Raw genomic sequence first — 289 nt, 5'->3', positions numbered from 1 at the left:
GTCCTGCACCGTCTCCACCCGCAGGCCGGTGCGCGCACCGTCCGACCCGGCCGGATCGAGCGTCTCGGCCGGGTGGCCGAGCGACCTCACCAGGACCGGCAGGACGGCGAGTTCCCGTCCGCCGTGGCGTCGCAGGGCGTCGGCGGTGTCCTCGGGGCTGTCGGGCCCGACCCACCACCACCAGGGAAGTCCCGCCAGGTCCTTACGGACGGCCGCCACGGCCGGCTCGGCCACGGCCGTGGACCGCAGGCGTACCACGCCGTTGAACTGCGGGGTGGCGAGCCCGCTG

The 289-nt window shown here is 76.1% G+C and carries 1 pseudogene; it reads right to left on the bottom strand.

The annotated features are described in order from the left end of the window. Positions 1-289: pseudogene (locus tag OO52_RS45755) on the bottom strand (GNAT family N-acetyltransferase); the annotation flags it as partial.

The sequence above is a fragment of the Streptomyces flaveolus genome, assembly GCF_000716535.1.
Taxonomy (GTDB): domain Bacteria; phylum Actinomycetota; class Actinomycetes; order Streptomycetales; family Streptomycetaceae; genus Streptomyces; species Streptomyces flaveolus_A.
This window is presented reverse-complemented; position numbering and strand designations above follow the sequence as displayed.